A 15,765-nucleotide genomic window follows, 5' to 3' on the forward strand; every position below is an offset into this window, starting at 1 on the left:
AAGACATGTATAAATATTTCACTTTCTTTTTCTTGATTTGTGCTCCATGGATGTTCTCTTGTGAGAGTCAGTTGGATCTATATCCAAGATCGGCAGTATCCTCCTCTGCGGACTTGACGGAAAATGACATCGAATCTTTGTTGATAGGGGTTTATAATTCGGTGCAAAATAAACCCGGAAGAGAATCTTATATCACTTTTGATTTGATTGGCGGGGATTTGATCAACGCCAGTGCCGTAGGGGGTGGGGGAACAAACGCCTTTATCAGCAATATCCTACGTCCCGAATACGGAATCATCAAAAACTCATGGATCGGCTATTTTAAAGCTTTATACCAAGTTAACACGCTGATCACTGCGCTTCCATCCATGCCCGAGTCTGCCCGGAAAAATCAGATTTTAGGTACTGCACATTATTTCAGGGCTTATCTATACTACCAGTTGGTTACCCGTTGGGGAGCTGTCCCTATTCTCAAGGAAAATACCCAGGAGACCTTGCCGCGCGATTCGGAAGAGTCTGTTTGGGCATTTATTGAAGAAGAATTAAGCCTGGCAATCGAGCTGGCTCCATCGTTTGGTTCCGACCTGAAAGGGGATTTTTACTTTGTCTCTTCCGAAGCCGCTTCGGCACTAATGGCCCGGGCCAAACTGAGCCAAGGGAAAAAGGACGAAGCGGCTACATATGCGGAAAGTGTAATTACTTCTTCTTTATTTCAGTTGGATGATTTCGGTAAGATTTTTAGAAAACAACAAAATTCAGAGGTGATTTTTGCCTTTGAAAACCTTACCATGGAGTCGAGTATTAATCTCAGTACCTTGTTTTATACCTATGCACATCCTCTGAACGGCTCGTATGTCTATAAGCCGAACACGGGTGCGATGAATATGTATAGCTCCGGAGATTTGAGAACGTCTATCTCTATTGACACTTACGAGGGCTTGGACGTAGTAAATAAATATCCCAGTGGTCAATCCGGGACAGATCCTTTGGTTATTACCCGGCTTGCAGAATTGTATTTGATCAGTGCCGAAGGGCAAGGACTGAGCGGAATCGACCGCCTGAATGAATTGAGAAATGCAAGAGGGTTGGGAAGTGTATCGGCCTCATCGGAACAACAATACCTGGACTTGATTCTGGAAGAAAGACGCAGGGAACTCTTCGCAGAAGGTTTCAGATGGTATGACTTGGTACGAACGGGAAAAGCACAAGAGGAAATTGGCTTGGCCGATAGGGAGTTGCTATTGCCCATTCCTGAAACGGAGTTGTTGCTAAACGAGAAGTTGGAGCAGAACCCCGGTTATTAAGCTGATCATCAAAATAGGAAAACCTAACTCTTCAAAACCTGGCGTTGAAAGGAAATGATCCGGCTAAACCTTGGAGAGTTACCAAAGGATAATTTCTAACTAAGTTGAGTGTATGTGCTGTTTGAGGCTGAAGGTAAAAAGGGTTGATTGTGAGGAGAATAGCGCAAATGCTTCTTCTATTACTTCTAACGACTGAAAATCATGTATAATAAAATAAAATATTTCGTCTTTCTTTTAAGCTTTTCTTTAATTCCCCTGTCTATAAGTTGTAAGAGTGAGGATGTTAAGCCTGAGGCATATGTCGAATATGCTCCCATTACTCAAGCTCTTTTGGACAGTACCAACTTGATCAGTAAAGTATTTTCCGATACGACTTTTACGGTAGCGCCTGGAGTAGAAGAAACAGACATTCATTACCTATCGATGAGTGGATTGACAATGCGTATATTTTTCTTTAAAGTTGATTTGAAACAAGAGGGGCTTTCGCTAGTACCCATCACTCCCTATGGCTCTACGGGGTATGCTATGCAAACCATTCCCGATATGTTACCTTGGGTCGATGCTTCCTTGGGCAAAGTAGTGGCAGCCGTCAACGCAGATTTTTTTAATATGAGCACCGGAGAACCCAGAGGAGTGGTTCATGTCAATGGGGAAGCTGTAAGAACCAGCCTTTTAGAAAACCGTTCGTTTTTTGGTTTGGACAAACAAGGAAAACTGGTAATAGGCAGTACGGAGGAGTATCCGGAATTTAAAGAAAACTTGGAACATGCCTTGGGGGGTGGGGATGTGTTGATTAAGGATTATGCAAAACCCGTGATTTCGAACCAGGCAGTGCATCCAAGGACAGCCGTAGGGATTACCGCTAATGAAGAAGTGTATTTTATGGTGGTAGACGGAAGGCAATTTGACTATTCCAATGGGATGACCTTGTCAGAGCTTTCCGATGTGTTTTATGCTTTAGGTGTAAAAGATGCAGCCAACCTGGATGGAGGTGGTTCCTCTACTTTTGTATCCTTGCATTCGGATGCGGATGTATGGCATATCCGAAACCGGCCTTCTGATGGCGACCCTAGACCTGTGGCGAACGGATGGGCTGTTTCAGTACTTTCAGAATAATAGTATTTAATAACCAATCTCACTTGAACATGAAACTTCAATTAAATCATTTATATTTATTGGCCTTGCTGTTTGCCTTTACTTCCTGTGATGAGGATGATCTTCCGGAGCGGAATTTTGATCCGGTATTGATGTCAATCGAACCGGTAAGAGGAATGGCAAAAGAAGTGGTGACGATTTACGGAAGAAATTTTTCGTCTGTAAAAGATAAGAACGAAGTAAACTTTGCTGGGAAGTCTGCTACCGTAATTGAGGCGAGTCCTACCAGAATGCAAGTGGTAGCTCCTGCAGGAAATGGGGAAACACAAGTGGAAGTCAGTGTGAATGGAACAACAGCAGGAGGGCAGACGGCTCTCTTTACATACTTGGAACCTCAAAAGTTCTATAAAGTCAGTACATTGGCAGGGAATAGTGATTATGGACTCATCGATGGAAAAGGTATTGATGCCTATTTTCGCAACCCTGAAGGAGTAGCAATGGACCCGGATGGGAATCTAATTGTGGTTGACAGAACTAATAACAGCATTCGCAAAGTAAGTCAGGAGGGGGAGGTAATTACCCTTACAGGTAATGGCACTAAAGGCTTTGTGAATGGTACGTTGGATCAGGCGAGGTTTAACTATCCTTGGAAACCGGCAGTGGACCAAGAAGGAAATATTTTTGTCGCCGACAGGGATAATCATGTTATCCGGAAGATCAGTAAAGATGGAACGGTGAGTACCTATGCCGGAAACGGAAGTTCCGGGTACAAAGACGGATCTGCTTCGGGTGCGCAATTTTATCAACCTATTGATGTGGCTGTAGACCAACATGGGGTGGTTTATGTTGCAGATAATATTAATCATCGCATCCGGAAAATTACTCCGGAGGGAGTGGTCAGTACGATTGCCGGGGGAGAAGCCGGGTATAAAGATGGCGAGGCATCTGTCGCGCTTTTGCAAAACCCCTCCGGTATTGCAGTGGACAAGGCGGGCAATTTGTATGTTGCCGACCGGAAAAACCATCGCATCCGGAAAATTACTCCGGAGGGCACGGTGAGTACGGTTGCTGGCAATGGGGATCAAGGAGCAGAGGACGGCCCGGCTGCCGCCGCCACGTTTAACCAACCGTATGGCCTGGATGTATCTGCCGATGGTGGGATGATCATTGTCGCAGACTTGAATAACCATAAAATCCGGATGATTTTCGGGGGCAATGTATCCACAGTGGCAGGTTCTACTTCCGGCTTTTTGGATGGGGTAGGATTTACCGCCCGGTTTACCAGCCCGACCGATGTTGCTATTTCCGGGGATTGGGTTTATGTTGCTGATCTTGGTAACCACCGTATCCGGAAAATAGAACTGAAATAAGCTGTTTTAGAGGGTAATAATTGAATATGTATGCCTTCTCGCCTGACGAGAAGGCATTTTTTATGAAAGACTAGAAGAAGCAGGAATGTTTTTTGTATACGTATCTAATTTCTTACTTATCATACAGTGGAAGTAACATTATTTTTTATGAGGCACTATGTATTATTATGGTTCACTTTGTTGAGTACTTCTGCATTCGGACAAAGTGAAGATGCGCGGATTTTAGAAATAAAGAACGTGTATAAAGAAGTACAAGAATTTATGGAGTTTGGATATGGAAGGTCTCTTTTGCTTGATGATACCGGGCCTGGTGGTGGCTCTACCTTTCATTTTTACTCGGAAGGACCCAGGTTGTATCATGTAAAGCAAGAAGCGGGTTTTGAAGACGGGGGAATTTATCAAATTGAATATTACTTTAATGCGGAAAATAAACCTTGTTTTATCTATTATAAACATGATTTAACAAATGAGTCTGGTGGAACGTCCTCTTATAGGGAGGACCGGGTTTATATTTCCAAGAGTGAAGTAATCAAAGTATTGCGGAAAGAAATGAATGACCAGGATCCAAAAAAGCTTGCTGAATTCATTGAGCATATTGATCAACATCAAAACAAAGTAGCTGCGAATAACAATGGCGAAGTGAAGGGTTTGCTGACAGATGCTATCGGTCTTAGTAAAATATGGAAACTTCATCAAGGTCTTTGATTTTATAAAAAATACTCCTCTACTTATGCTCTTGTCCGTTATGGAGTGCAAGAAAAGTTTTGTGTTGTATGATAAGGTCTCATTGAAAGCTTTTTTTACTTTCAATGAGACAGGGCTGAATACGAAGTTGGCCTTTATGGTAAGGGTGTTGTTTGGTAAGTGCCCCGTTCCATTGTGATATTGAGCCGATTCATTAGTTCTTGCGGGTTAAAACCTTCTTTCACGTAGTTGGCATGCACTGCTTCTTTGGCCTTTTGAAGGGCCTCTTTATTCTTCCACTTCGCTACGGTAATTAGCGTCATATTCCCTTCTGTATCCGTATTTGAATACACTGCATCATCAATAAACCCCGGTAAATGTTTAATGAATTGTCTGTTGATGTTCATACGTTCGATAAATTCATCAACTGCTTTTACCGGGATCTGAAATTTATCTATAAAACACACTTGATCGTTTTTGTCGGAAAGTAAAGCATCATCCGGTGGAAGAGCTTCCAGTTGTTGCAAAAAGCCAATTCGGTTGGTAAGAAACCGGTTGTTGATAATTTTACCGTTCTGTAATTCGTACACAAATATTCCCTGATTCGAAATTGACTTACCCGTTGCCGGAATGTTTTTGAATGTTTCCTGATGCGTGCCTACTAATTCTTGGATCGCTACCACCTGATTTCCCTCTCCGATTAAAGATTCTATTTTCCATTGGGCGTTAGGAAAGGCCCGGAGCAATTCTTTGATTGGAGTCATAAATCCCTCCGCTCCTTTATTTCCATTGGGTCCCGTATATATTTCCGAAATCAGGTCTTGAAGCTTAGTAAAATCTCTTTTGTTTAAAACCCGTTCATAGAGGTCGCGAACTACTGCTTTATTTCTTGCTTCTGTTGTCAACATAATCTTCTTTTTAGAATGGTTGTTTTGATTTCTTTTTTGGGCGTTGGATATTCCGCTGCTCCACATAAGTGCGAGCAGGATTAATATCCTGGTTGTCAGTGTTCTCATGTCCTTGAATTTTGTTTTTTCAAAGTTCAGAGATGGGGAACGGAAATACTTGTAAAAAATCATTGATTCTTAAAAAGAAGGAGGCGACTGGCGCAAAAGGAGGGGTATCATGAAGAGACGAAAAAGGAGTAGGGGCAAAAAAAAATATCCACTCCTCTCTGATAACAGAAAGCAGCGGATACTCAGAGTAAGAAAATGCTATAGAGAAATCTCTCCTTTTTCTTTGATTTTATAAGGATATACGTTGGATGATACTTTTTTAAGTTTATGCAAAAAGCTGTCTCGCAAGTACTCCCATTCGTTATCTGAAATTTGAGGATTTAACTCCGTATTTCGTTCCAGGATTATTTCGATGGTCCGGACAAAACCTTGTTTTAAGGATTTGTCTTTTTCGGTTCCTTTTTTAACATCTACGGACTTAATCGTTTGTTTGAAGTGGTTGAAGCAAAACGCTTTAATATCCGCCACCGTGACAATTCGCCCTTTGGTCAGCAATGTTTCACGATAGGCGGCAATTTTATCCTGGTGGGTGAGCTTGGCTCTTCCGCCTACCGTTGGCGTAACAAAGAAAAGAGTAGAGTCTTGGAAGGCAGCTCCTTGTAATGTGTTGAGTTTCATTCCTGATTTGATATCGTTGGCATCTTCACCTACCGTAGCCCAAAATTTGATGCTAAAGAAATCATTGTGGATTTGCTCTTTTGAAATTTTGGCTTTGAGAACCACATAAGGGTAGTCCGTTTTCATCAGGCGTTTTTCGTTGGCCTGTTGTTCCAGAGCGGCAATCAATTGGTGAAGTTGCTTTAATTGATTGTCTACAAAGTCTCCTCCGATAACAGAGAACGAGGCGGCCTCGTCTTTCAATAAATCCAGCAGGTGTTGTATATGTTCTGCGGCACTTCTTTGTCCGAACCTTGCCACCCCTCCGTTTCTCAGTGTTGCGTCCCCTTCTTCCAGGTTTTCCTTAGTAAAGTGCTTGATATGATATTGATTGGATTGGGAATCCGTGATATTTTCAATGTCTAAAAAGAAATCATTGGTTTTGAGAGGGATATAATTGATAAAAGGGTCAATGTTTTGAGAGACCGTCATTAACTGTTTGTTGATGACCGGAAAGCAGTTCAAGCCCATATGTATCTCCTCCAGTACTTCGGCCACCATTGCTTCGGGAAACTCGACCTTCATCCAGAGCAAGTCTGTAGAGTCCTCAATATAATCTTCTCCAAAGGTATCCTTAAGCTCCTGAGGGGTTTGCGGTTGTAACTTATTCAGGTCAATTTCATCTTCAAGGTAGAAAAATTTTTCCCTGTAAAAATTATTTACATCGGCATATACCTTATTGATTTTGTCGTAATTCTTAATGGTAGCCGCTTCAATATCCACGTCCGGGTACACCATATTGAAGCCCTCGCGAAATTTGATTTTCTGACCATTGATATAGATATTGGCTTGCCTGAGGTTATGGAAATAAAAATCCCGTTGGTGGTTGTTGCGGGTGTCCGTGTAGAACATCAATTTATTCAACACTTGTGAATCTTCAAATACCCGGACCCCAACCCAAAGTACCGATTTGGGAATGTATTTGTTACTCCTGAATTGTAATTCCCTGTACAAAGAATCGGACATCCGGTAAATGGTATTGGAAAAGGCAAGGTAAGCCACATTGGCCCTGGACAAGGTAAACTCTCCCGTACTCCCAAAGTAAATATCTTTGGTAATGGGATTAGAGGGCTCGTATATATTAGGGATGTTCTTTTTGATGATGAACTGATCGTCAAATGCCAACTGCGTATTGTTTTCCACAGGCAGGGCATGCACAATAGCATGGGCGGGAATGGCTCCTGAATAAGAAGCCGGAGACATAATGTCGATCAAGCGTTCTACCACCCGGGTGCGAGAGTTGTCCACTTCGGCATACAGTTTTTCTAACTCCGTACCACAGGCTTCCAAAAGCATGGCCACAATAGGATCAAAGTTGGTCTCTATCTCACTGTCAGAATATCCCCAAATCCGGGCGGCTCTTCTTAGAATACGATCTTTTATTTTCTGCTTTGACTCCATAATTCTGATAATAATGACTATAAGTAAGAAAGCGGGCCTACATAGAAATAGCCTTGAAAGGCAAAAGGCCTGTCGGTTTTACGCACGAAGCCTTTGATGTAAATGGATACTTTTTTCTTCATCCTCATGGTGGCATGAGGCGAGCCTATTTGCGTTTCTTTGATTTGGACGTCTACCTCGGTAAGTTTTAGTCTTTTTTCGTGGGTGACAATCGCTTCTTTCAAATCCCGGGAGATACGCCCTTTTAAGGTTTGATAATCTGTCAATAAATCAAAGTCATTTTCCCAAAACCGGCACCCAAAGGTTTCATCAAATTTACATTCTCCAAAGGAAGACGTAGCGACCATATTGATGTACTGGGCTATGGATTCTTCCAGGCTGGTCTTTTCAAGTTCTTTTTTTTGAAAGAGGTGATTGAATTTGATAGGGGTTTTATAATAAGTTCCTTGCATGATCTCTTCTTTGATGTTATTGGGTTTTGGCATAGGTCGTAAAAGATGCAATGCCTTTCACGACCGTAGAGTTATCTTGATGAGTTTAATTGGCTGCCGGTTCTTCTGCAGTTTCTTTTTCTTCAGGCTCCTCATTCCAATCGTCTTTTTTCTTTCCGAGCGAAGCATCTACCCGCTCGCAGATAATGACAGAGTTTTCCTCTATCCCGTTCATATACATTGGCAGGTTAGGGTCTACGTATTTGGAAGCGTTATACCAGGCCGGCTTAAGGTAAAAGACCCAGTTTTGAGGCATCCCTGTTGCATCGTTAATCTCAATTTTGCTTTCGGGGTTTCTGATATTGTAATCATTAATGAAAAAGTAAAACATTCTTCCGAAATCAATACGTATAGGTGCTCTCGCTCTGAATTCGGTTCTGTTGAGGGCGTCATGGCTTTTTTGAAAGACCAGCGTGATCACAATGAGTTCTTTGTATTCTTCGTCACTGATCTCCGGGTACCCTCCTTCGATCAGGTCAACGGCCCAGGTATGGTATACCTTGGCAGGAATGGCAATGGCCGTGACAAAGGTGTTGTAAACCCAGGTAGGCACCAGAAAGGGTAGAATACAGAGCACCATGTAGAAAGAGAAGGTAATTCCGTGAAAAACGGTGTATACCACAAGGAAAGGGATAAGCATATAAAGCATGGTGATAAAGTTAAACCAAAACTCCATCAGCATGTTTTTAAAGTTGAATTTATTCAGGTATTCCCGGTAGAGTAAGGTGTGAATCACACCCAGTAAAAACATCAATACCTGGTAAAAAACAAATTCATTCAAAAGGTCTTTGATGGCTCTGGTGGTCCCCATAAAGGCAACTAATGCGGACACAAACATCATCGAAAACAAATACACAAAATACTTGAACCGGTGCTCCTTTTTAAAGTTCTTAACCTTATCAATAAACAGCATGCTGATGATTACCGTCACGATCAGTATGATTGAAACGACAAAGATCAGCTGTGTATCTAATAGGGATTTAAAGTGAAAATTTGGTTTTTGAATCATGTCTTTAAATTCTAGTGGTTATGCCTAACATCGTATTGGGTTGGGATACAAAAAATTGCTCTTCTTCTTCTAAAAGAATCACAGTTGTCTTGGCATCTACTTCTAGGGGAAGAAAATACTCATAAAACAACTCAATAAACTTCTTGGTCTGACCTTGGTGAAAATAAGACCAGGCATTGCCGCCTTTGATGGCTCCGATTTTAAATTCTACATAGAGGGAATAGTCCATATAAGAGCCGCCAAGAATCATGTCTAGCCCTAAAGCGATATCACCCACAATGGAGTTTTGCTCTGACTCGGACAATTCCCGGTAGCCGATTTCCTCGTAAACCACTTCTTCGTCCAGGATGTAACTCAGGCATTGAGCCGTAAGTTGTAAATTACCCGAGATTTTGTGGATATAAGGAAGTAATTTGATCATCTTGGCTACCAGGAGGGGGGGCAAGTTGGTGTCCAGCTCCCAAAAGTGGTAGAAAAAATCCAAAGGCCTGGAGCCGTTGATCGCATACAACAATTCGTTTTCCAAGGACTCCCGGTGGATGGCATGCAGTAAAAATTCATTTTCAAAAGGCATAAAAAACTTACGCGCCTCTGCTTCTTCCTTTTTCTGCTTGCGGTACTCGTCTGTCATTTCAGAGACATCCCGGCCAATTTTATCATTTTTGGGATAGTGGAAAATCCCTTCGGGTAGCATGTCATAAATACTGTCCTTGGAGACATTGAGCAGTACGTACTGGTCGGTTTCAAAATTAAAATCCGTGATTTGACTACTCAGGATTTCCCTTCGGAAAGCTCTGACAAACTGCCCCTTATGACTAACTAAAAACTTATGTTCAAGCCATGAGTGATTACTGATAATGGCCGCCAGCAGTACTTCCACTTTTATATCAAAATGAAATGAATTAATCTTATCGACTAATTCAAACATATCTATGCCATTGTGCTCATTCATCGTCACTTGTTTTTAATCTTCCTGATACAAGATATCGTTTTTGGAAATACTCTTCTGAAAAGTTATAAATCGACAAAACTCCTTTGGGATTGGTGGCGACTATCTTTCCGTTTTTGAGGTAGACAATTACATCGGAGATCGGATTGTCTTTATTATATCGTAAAAAAATCAAATCGCCTTCTTCTAAATACGGGCGGCCCATAAATAATTTGACCTCTGCGGAATTAAATATATCAAGAGGGGTGGAGGGAAGTTTGGCTTTATATGTATATTCAAAAAGATCTTGGACAAAAAAGGCCATGCTGACTCCCTCCAAATCTTCTCCGGAAATATAGGGCTTCCCTATCTTTTGATCAATGAAATCGTAAAAGGGATAATTCTTGATCTCACTGGGTTTTACTTGTAAGATGATCGAATATTTCTCTTTTAAATACAGCTCTCTTTCGGTCAAATCTTCTTCGTATTCCTGTATGATAGAGTCCTCATTCAAGTTCTTTTTGATAGACAGGGCATATTCTATCTGATCTCTGTCAAACTTGAATTTATAGGGAATTTCTGAAATGTATTTCTTGCTTTTGCAGCTTGCGTTTATCATCAAAACGGCAACTGTTATATAGAAAACGGCTTGTTTCATGAAAGTTAGACTCTGTTTAACTCAGTTATGATCAATTCTAATGAGAATGCTATAGAAGGACATTTGTTAAAAAAAAGCGACTTCCAACCTGAAGTATTTTTCGTATCATTTCGATAGTATTTCATTAAATGTATATAGAAAACAAAGGATTTTCCTAGTAATCCATACGCTGTTCTAAGTAAGTTTTTAAATGAAATTGTTATGAGTTTCCCGTGCATCCCGCACCTTGCAAGAACTTATGATACTTATCCTGTTAAGGACATTGTCATCTGAATATCTCTCCAACGGGGAGCCGTAGTGGCAGTCCCTGAGTATCTTTCTTAAGTAGAGATTGACCTTTGGGATGTAAACAGTCATTATTAAACTATGTAATATTTTTGTTGTTTTTTAATTGAAATTTGCTTTGAGTAGCTTTTGTTACCTAAATTAGTTTACCTGATTAAAGTGTACCAGGCCCCGGGTAAATTGTATTTTCAAAAGCCCTTACTGCTATTCTTCCCAACATATACTTATATAGTATGACTAAATGACGAAGTTAGATTTATTTTTTTTAACTACCAAACTAAGCGTATGCTTAATGAGGACCGGATTTGCCTTAACAAGGTCAAAAGTTCACAAGAACCATTAGGGTAAAACCCTTGTATAAGTAGTGCTTTTTTCATAACTCTCTGATAATCTTTTACAAAAGTGGAGAGGCAAACAAAGAGAATGCGTGTTTAAATAAAAATTTCCTGTAAAACGGTATTTTTAAGTGATAACTTACATGTCATTCCCCTGTGGTAGACTTAATGGAATGGGTATTTTTTATATGTTTTTCATTTAATTAAGTATCTGCCGGGCGTTTTGCTTGGTTGAATCTATATAAATGCAATAAATATGGTACATCAAAAGGTTGTAAAATGGGCAATGTATTCCCTGTGAAGGGTTAATGTTGAGTATTTGAAATATCTGAAAGCCAGTATTTTTTTATCTTGAAAACTAAAAACTCCTTATAGTAATTACCAAAAAATGTATAAATTTTAGTATTCTTGTGGCCTGTTTAAATGCAAATTTTATTTATCATTAAGGTTTAAAAGTAAGAGCTTGTCTTAATTCTCTTCTTTTGGTATAAAATACACCTTCTTGTAATGATTATGTCAGCAAAATATTCATTTAATTCAAGTTAGCCCTTACAACTTTATTATGTTGTAGGTATAGAGGTGACTATTGCTCAACCGCTCCTTTGATTGTTTAAATCTACAAACTAGATGAATCCTTAATTATACAATTGAAAATAGCAGATTTTTCACATGAAAAAAGAAAAAAGCAAATCAATAAACATATTTTCCAATTTTGACCTGCGTGTATTAGTCGTATTCATTCTGATATTACTCGTGGGGTTGTTCTTTTTTTTCGTCAAATTAAATAATTACGTAGATTGTGATAATGCCAAGTTTTTTGTTATAGCCGAAAAATTTGCCACAGGTGAAATCATACAATTTGATTCGGAGATTTCCAATGCCGACAAGTGGGAGTGGGATTTTGGAGATGGTTCGCCTATAGAGAAAAGGCAGCAAGCACTGCATCGGTATCAGGAGCCGGGCATTTATACCGTTAGCCTCACCATCAACGGGTCCTGTTCTATGGAAAAGCAAATTGAAATCAAGAGTTTGGGAGAGATTCTGAACCAGGCCAGGGTGCCCAAGATCGTAGCTCCCAAATCCATTAAAGTAGGAGAGCCGGTGCGCTTTAAGTATAAATACAAAGGAGAAGTATTCTCTTGGGAATGGAGTTTTGGAGAGTCGGGGAGGTTGGATAAAACAGAACCGGCTCCGGTATATATGTACCTCTCACCAGGAAAGAAGACCATTTCTTTGATTGTGAATGGGGATGTAAAGCATATCGCCAAGCAAACGGTTTTTGTAAAGCCCCGGGAAATTGTGGAACAAATCTATGATGATGAAGAGGTGATTGAGGCATATGTATATGAAAAAGAAGTGGAAAAATTCGAATTGCCACCAGGTGACCCTCAAAAGGACCCCATGGAAGAATTCCTGGACAATGTTCCTCTGACCCCTATGCCCAAAAAAGAAAAGCGGCCGGAGGAACCCAAAAAGCCCGCTTTAGCTCCGGATATTTCCGAAGAACAATTTGAGTTGATGATCTTACAAGTCGCTGCTCAAGCGAAAACCAAAGAGGATTTTGCCCAGTATATTTGTGATGACTTTGAAATTCCTGTGGTCAAAAATAGCAATAAGATTATCTCGTTTGCTCAATTTTGTAAATCCATCCAAGGCAAAGAAATTAAAATTGACAACCTGCGATTGACCAAAGATCATTTGAATTGTATTGATGGGTTTTCAATTGATTATAAAGTCAAGAAATTTTTTATTTGGCATAAGGATAAATAACCAATCAACCGGTTTTTTTCTTACGTCATTGATGCGGCCCGTTAAACGGCTATACGATGTTGCCGGGTAAGGTGGCGAAAGCTGCCTTACCAGCTTTGACAGGGATCCAACCTGTGTTTACCATTTGCCAAGTCTTAACAAAAGTAAGGATAAGGTGAAGCTGTCTACCTCCTCGATCATTCTAATTACTTTTTAAGAATCTCATGAATAATAAAAACCCTTTTAGCTCAGAGCTAAACCATGCCCTTGAATTAGCCAAAAAAATAGCGGAAGAACATAGACAAATCGAATATGGAGCTGCCCACCTGTTGAAGGCCGGGTTACACCGTGATTTTTCGCTTTTAAAAGAAATAGAATCGATGGGAATCGATGTCTATTTTATAGAAGAATGGGCGGAAGTACGTCTGGAAGAAGCGCCCAAATCGATAGAGCCGGCCATCCCTGAAGTACACGATTCCATCGATTCGGTGATAGCGGAAGCCGAACAAATCAGGGAAATGTTAGACAAGGAAGAAGTGGATTTGTTTTGTGCATTGGTGGCCTTGGCCACACCAGGTGTAGGTTTTAATTTTGATCAGATGAAGTCTTTTCCGGTGAGCCGTGCAGAACTCCTGGACGGTCGAAACGAAGTCAATGTACATGAAGAGTTGCGGAATCTCCCCACACAGCGTTCCGCGGCCAAATTCATTCATAAATATTGTATCAGCAAAACGGAGAAGCTGAAAAACAAAAAACTGAACATAGCCGGAAGGGAGAAAGAACTGAAAGAAATCACTGAAATTATCTGCCGTTTCGCCAAGCCCAATGTCTTGTTGCAAGGGTATCCCGGCGTGGGAAAATCCGCTTTGATCGATGGCTTTGCTCGCTTGATCATAGAGGAAAAGGTTCCCGAAAAACTCGCCGGTACGGTAGTGTACGAACTGAGTCTTGGAACCTTGATTGCCGGGGCTACATACAAAGGTGATATCGAAGACCGGCTGAAAAAAGTCCTGCAAGAACTCCAGTCTTTTCCTAAAGCCATCTTAGTGATTGACGGTATCCATGGCCTGTTGGATAAAAACAATGACAATTCCGGTATTTCCAATATTTTAAAAAGTGAAGTATCAAAAGGACTCACATTGATTGTGACCACCACGGTGGATGAATACACTAAAAAAATAGAAAAAGACGAAGGCCTGTCGGGAATTTTTGAGGTGATCAAAATAGAAGAGCCGGATGAAGACAAAGCCTTCCGGATGATAAAATCCACTTTAAAGGAGTATACGGAGCATCATGAGGTTGAGGTGAACGATGAAACCATCCGGGAGTCTATCCGGTTGGCAGAGCGGTATTTGAAAGAAAAAAGTTTGCCCGAATCCGCCTTGAATTTGCTTGACCGTACAATGTCGGTGATCAAAACCTCCGGGGAATCCTTCTTGAAAGATAAGACGCATTTGCTGGAAAAACTGGCAGCCTTGAAAGAAAAACCCAAGGCGGTCAAAGAGCAGGAAGTGGCTTGGTTTTACGATGATTTGCAACGAAAAGCACATTACTTACTTACTCAGGAAGGATCTTTGGAAGGGGAAATCCTGACGGAAAACCTCGAAGAACAAATCCAAAACCTGGAAGTGCTTATTGCCAAACTTACCCGTATTGCAGAGAATAAGAAAGAGCATATTGAAGAGGTAGATGTCCGGGCCATCGTTGCGCAAAAAACCGGGATTCCACTGGGTAAACTTCAATCGGAAGAGCAGGAGCGTTTGCAAAACATGGAAGAGACGCTTAAGAAAAGGGTAGTGGGACAAGATTTGGCTATTCAGATTGTTGCGGAAGCCATTCTGGAATCACGTTCAGGACTGACCAAGGCCGGGCAACCGATCGGCTCTTTCTTCTTCCTCGGACCGACCGGAACGGGAAAGACAGAGTTGGCCAAATCCCTGGCAGACTTTCTGTTTCAAGACGAAAATGCCATCATCCGTTTCGATATGTCCGAATTTAAGGAAGAGCATTCGGCTGCCTTATTGTACGGAGCGCCTCCGGGCTATGTAGGGTATGAAGAAGGAGGACTCTTGGTAAATAAAATCAGACAGAAACCGTATTCCATTGTGCTATTTGATGAAATTGAAAAAGCTCACCCTTCTGTGTTTGATGTTTTCCTCCAGATCATGGACGAAGGAAAGCTGCACGACAGGCTTGGGAAAGAAGGGGATTTTTCCAATGCCTTGGTCTTATTTACATCCAATATCGGGGCACAACATATTGTCAATGAGATTAACAACGGAAACGGGCACCCTACTTCCAATCAGTTGATGGAGATTATGGCCAACCATTTCCGTCCGGAATTTTTAGGGCGTTTGACCGAAATCATTCCTTTCGGACCGATTACCTTAGAAAATGCGACCGGTATCTTTGAAATCCACCTCAAGAAAGAATTGATTTCTTTGTTGGAAGAATTGAATATCAGTCTGGAAATCGATTCGGATGCCAAGCGCTTTTTGGTGGAAAACGGCTTCAATGCGACCTATGGTGCTCGTCCGTTAAAAGGAATCATTCGTTCGGAGTTGAGGCGCCCCTTGGCGAGAAAGATTATTGCCAATGAAGTAAAAGCGGAGAATATTGTGCGGATTGCCTTGGAAGATGGGAAACTCTCCTGGAAAGTTAACTAGTGTTAAGTAAAATTTAAAATAACGTAATAATTCAGTACCTTTAGAAAAAAGATGAAAAGGTACAGGGTCAAATTACTGCAAGAAGAAGTATCCGAGCTTAGAGCGATAATTGATAAA

General features: G+C 41.0%; 12 protein-coding genes. 6 read left to right on the plus strand and 6 right to left on the minus strand.

Annotation, left to right across the window (positions count from 1 at the left end):
• The first annotated feature begins 5 nt into the window (after window positions 1–5).
• The 4 genes from AAG747_RS28645 to AAG747_RS28660 all read left to right on the plus strand — a co-directional run bounded on the left by AAG747_RS28645 (window position 6) and on the right by AAG747_RS28660 (window position 4,474).
• Window positions 6–1,304 (plus strand): RagB/SusD family nutrient uptake outer membrane protein, encoded by a 1,299-nt coding sequence (locus AAG747_RS28645; RefSeq protein WP_346824696.1) that lies wholly within the window; start codon window positions 6–8, stop codon window positions 1,302–1,304.
• A gap of 201 nt (window positions 1,305–1,505) precedes the next feature.
• Window positions 1,506–2,420: a phosphodiester glycosidase family protein gene (locus AAG747_RS28650; protein ID WP_346824697.1), complete on the plus strand. Its 915-nt coding sequence runs from the start codon at window positions 1,506–1,508 to the stop codon at window positions 2,418–2,420.
• A 29-nt stretch (window positions 2,421–2,449) separates the two neighbouring features.
• Window positions 2,450–3,769, plus strand: coding sequence for an NHL domain-containing protein (locus AAG747_RS28655; RefSeq protein WP_346824698.1), 1,320 nt, complete (start codon window positions 2,450–2,452; stop codon window positions 3,767–3,769).
• Window positions 3,770–3,916: 147 nt separating this feature from the next.
• The gene (locus AAG747_RS28660) at window positions 3,917–4,474 is read left to right on the plus strand and encodes a hypothetical protein (protein WP_346824699.1); all 558 of its coding nucleotides are present in this window, start codon (window positions 3,917–3,919) and stop codon (window positions 4,472–4,474) included.
• A gap of 134 nt (window positions 4,475–4,608) precedes the next feature.
• Here the strand turns inward: AAG747_RS28660 and AAG747_RS28665 are convergent, their stop codons facing one another.
• The 6 genes from AAG747_RS28665 to AAG747_RS28690 form a co-directional block, all read right to left on the minus strand.
• Window positions 4,609–5,469 carry an ester cyclase gene (locus tag AAG747_RS28665; protein ID WP_346824700.1) on the minus strand — a complete coding sequence of 287 codons (861 nt, stop codon included), beginning with the start codon at window positions 5,467–5,469 and terminating at the stop codon, window positions 4,609–4,611.
• Between the two features lie 198 nt (window positions 5,470–5,667).
• On the minus strand, window positions 5,668–7,527 hold the full coding sequence (locus tag AAG747_RS28670) for a type VI secretion system baseplate subunit TssF (RefSeq protein WP_346824702.1): 1,860 nt from the start codon (window positions 7,525–7,527) through the stop codon (window positions 5,668–5,670).
• A 17-nt stretch (window positions 7,528–7,544) separates the two neighbouring features.
• Window positions 7,545–8,012, minus strand: coding sequence for a GPW/gp25 family protein (locus AAG747_RS28675; RefSeq protein WP_346824703.1), 468 nt, complete (start codon window positions 8,010–8,012; stop codon window positions 7,545–7,547).
• Window positions 8,013–8,064: 52 nt separating this feature from the next.
• Window positions 8,065–9,027, minus strand: a complete 963-nt coding sequence (locus AAG747_RS28680; protein ID WP_346824704.1) for a TssN family type VI secretion system protein — start codon at window positions 9,025–9,027, stop codon at window positions 8,065–8,067.
• A 4-nt stretch (window positions 9,028–9,031) separates the two neighbouring features.
• Window positions 9,032–9,979, minus strand: coding sequence for a hypothetical protein (locus tag AAG747_RS28685; protein WP_346824705.1), 948 nt, complete (start codon window positions 9,977–9,979; stop codon window positions 9,032–9,034).
• Complete coding sequence (locus AAG747_RS28690; RefSeq protein WP_346824706.1) at window positions 9,972–10,574, minus strand: NlpC/P60 family protein; 603 nt, start codon at window positions 10,572–10,574, stop codon at window positions 9,972–9,974. The genes AAG747_RS28685 and AAG747_RS28690 overlap by 8 nt, the downstream gene beginning before the upstream one ends.
• A 1,328-nt stretch (window positions 10,575–11,902) precedes the next feature.
• Between AAG747_RS28690 and AAG747_RS28695 the strand changes: the two genes are divergently transcribed.
• Together AAG747_RS28695 and AAG747_RS28700 are read left to right on the plus strand one after the other, a co-directional pair.
• Window positions 11,903–13,003 (plus strand): PKD domain-containing protein, encoded by a 1,101-nt coding sequence (locus tag AAG747_RS28695; RefSeq protein WP_346824707.1) that lies wholly within the window; start codon window positions 11,903–11,905, stop codon window positions 13,001–13,003.
• Window positions 13,004–13,206: 203 nt separating this feature from the next.
• On the plus strand, window positions 13,207–15,648 hold the full coding sequence (locus AAG747_RS28700; protein ID WP_346824708.1) for an AAA family ATPase: 2,442 nt from the start codon (window positions 13,207–13,209) through the stop codon (window positions 15,646–15,648).
• Window positions 15,649–15,765 lie beyond the last annotated feature (117 nt).

The sequence above is a fragment of the Rapidithrix thailandica genome (genome assembly GCF_039710355.1).
Taxonomy (GTDB): domain Bacteria; phylum Bacteroidota; class Bacteroidia; order Cytophagales; family Flammeovirgaceae; genus Rapidithrix; species Rapidithrix thailandica.